Source organism: Echinicola sediminis, assembly GCF_054777495.1.
Genome location: NZ_BAAHAP010000218.1, coordinates 1 through 1,796, shown reverse-complemented (window position 1 = coordinate 1,796; position 1,796 = coordinate 1). Strand labels below are relative to the sequence as shown.

1 protein-coding gene and 1 pseudogene are annotated in these 1,796 nt (G+C 44.3%); both read right to left on the bottom strand.

The window, feature by feature from the left end; all coding sequences use genetic code 11:
- A partial coding sequence (locus tag ACYVAA_RS22820; protein ID WP_460546371.1) for a winged helix-turn-helix domain-containing protein occupies positions 1-508 on the bottom strand: 508 nt, incomplete at its 3' end.
- 103 nt (positions 509-611) lie between these two features.
- A pseudogene (locus ACYVAA_RS22815) lies at positions 612-1,796 on the bottom strand (chromosome segregation protein SMC); the annotation flags it as partial.

Genomic DNA, 1,796 nt, shown 5'->3' with positions numbered 1-1,796 from the left:
AATCACTCCACTCGGCCAGGATGTAGGCGTCTGTGGATGTTCCTACCGGTGCGGCATCAAGGATAATAAAATCAAAGGTTTCTTCCAGGTAGTCAAACAGCGGGGCCAGCTTGCCATTCAGTAATAATTCCGTCGACTGCACTTCTGTATTCCCGGCCGGTATCACAAACAGGTTGGGATAGTCGGTGCCTTTGATGATTTCGTAGGCATCATTTGTGGTTAAATGAGCTTCTTTACCTCTATCTGTTAGTTTCCATGTCCCTCTAACTGAAGAATCCAGATACCCTTCCCAAATGAGGTATTGTCTTGCCCAAGCAACTTGATTATAAAATTTATTAGCGCCTGATTTATCTAAAGTTTGATTTAAAAAGTCTTCATCTAAGTTTAAATCGGACGCAATTTTGTCAACTACTTCTCTTGGCTTTCCAGAATACCCTAAAGATCTCAGGGCGTCCAATGTGGGACCAAACCATTTTGCAAACTCAGCTTTTCCTTTTCTCTTAGCCATATATGATAATTTTAAAAATGACTCAATCTATATTGATTAAATCTGTAACGAATCAAATAATAAATTTTACAATTAGTAATTTTTCAATCTTTCAATAAAAAAATCAGTCCTCTATAATATCCTCCAATTCCCTCAAATCCACCGGAACCACTCTCGAAACCCCTGCCTCGATCATGGTGATGCCGTAGATGATATCGGTGCTGGCCATGGTACGCTTGTTATGGGTCACAATGATAAACTGGGACTCATGGGAAAACTTCTGGATGATCTGGTTGAACTTGTCAATATTGGCGTCATCCAATGGGGCGTCTACCTCATCGAAGATACAGAAAGGTGCCGGCTTCAACAAGTAAATGGAGAAGAGTAGGGAAGTGGCCGTCAAGGTCTTCTCCCCGCCCGAAAGCTGGTTGATAGTGAGCGGGCGCTTGCCTTTTGGCTTGGCCATGATCTCTATGGTGCTTTCCAGCGGATTGTCGGGATCGGTCAGCTTAAGGTCACAGTCATCCTCTGCGGTGAACAGTGAGCGGAATACTTTGATGAAGTTGGTTTTGATCTGGTCAAAGGCGGATAAGAAGGTGTCCTTGGCCACGGTGTCAATCTCCTTGATGGTATCCATCAAAGAGTTCTTCGCTTTTGCCAGGTCTTCTTTTTGAGTGGTGATAAACACATGACGCTCCTTGATTTCATCGTAAGCCTCCATGGCCATGGGGTTGATCGGTCCCATTTTTTCCAGGCGTTGTTTGGCTTTGTTGACTTCCTCACGGATTTCGTCATCAGATTTGTCCGCATATTCAGGGGCTACTTCAGGATCTTCTTCCATCAGGGCATCCAGATCGATTTCAAACTCCACGCTCAACCGCTCCTTCATGCTGGAAAGTTTGAGTTTGATTTCGTTCAGCGAGTTTTGAAGCTCCATGATGATGGCATCTATGCCTTCTTTTTGCTTGGAAAAAGCCCGGATGCCTTTTTCCATCTCATCGATGTTCCCACGGGAGGCATAGTAGTTTTTCTCTGCTTCGGTGACCCCTAGTTCAATGGCTTCTTTTTCTGAATACAGCTCGATCAGTTCATCGTCCTTGATCTCGTTATTGTCGAGTAGCCCTTTGATTTCCCCATCTATGTTGCTGAGCTCCGCCTGGGACTTTTCTATCCTTTCCTTACTGTTTTCAAAAGCGGTTTTCTTAAAGGAAATTTCCTGTTCAAGGCTATTGACCTTATTAAGGTGAGCGGGGAAGTGGAATGGTTTGCCTGAATGGCCCGCTAAGGATAAGGGAACCGGTAAAGAGCA